The organism is Cyanobium sp. NIVA-CYA 375 (genome assembly GCF_056108345.1).
The window spans coordinates 1-531 of sequence record NZ_JBSYHW010000427.1 but is presented as its reverse complement, the minus strand read 5'-3'; the positions used below and the strand labels follow the sequence as shown (position 1 = coordinate 531).

Genomic DNA, 531 nt, shown 5'->3' with positions numbered 1-531 from the left:
CGGGCCAAGAACAATCTGGCTGCGATGCAGGTGGGCGATCAGGCGTTCTTCTACCATTCCAATATCGGCCTCGAGATCGTCGGGATCATCGAGATCTCGGTGTCAGGTATTACCGACCCGACCGACCCGGACGGCAAATGGGCTGCGGTCAGGGTCAAGCCGGTGCGCAAGCTGGCACGCCCCGTCACGCTGAAGCAGGTCAAGGCAGAGCCTCGCCTCGAAGCGATGGAGCTGATCCGGCTGTCGCGCCTGTCGGTCAGCGAAGTGACGCCGGAGGAATGGCAGGTGGTGCTGGAGATGGCTGGGGAATAGCGTCCCCCACGGGTTTGTGTGCCACCCTGCGACAGCTCTGTTTCTGGCGATGCAGCATGGTTAGGAACAGGTTAACGCAGTGTCATGAGACGCGCCCTGGTCCTGACCGACGAATCCGCCCGGCACCCGTTCAGGGCGTCGCTACCGCCCCATGTGCGCACGGGGATGAAGGCGGAACCGGCACGGCCGCGCTGGCGTCTGACTTCAGCAGATTTGCGC

Annotated in this window: 1 protein-coding gene; it reads left to right on the top strand. The window is 63.5% G+C overall.

Going from position 1 to position 531, the window contains the following annotated elements:
• Window positions 1-312, top strand: a 312-nt coding sequence (locus tag AC01FP_RS18960; protein WP_474482510.1) for an EVE domain-containing protein, incomplete at its 5' end; no start/stop codon positions are given.
• Between the last annotated feature and the right edge of the window lie 219 nt (window positions 313-531).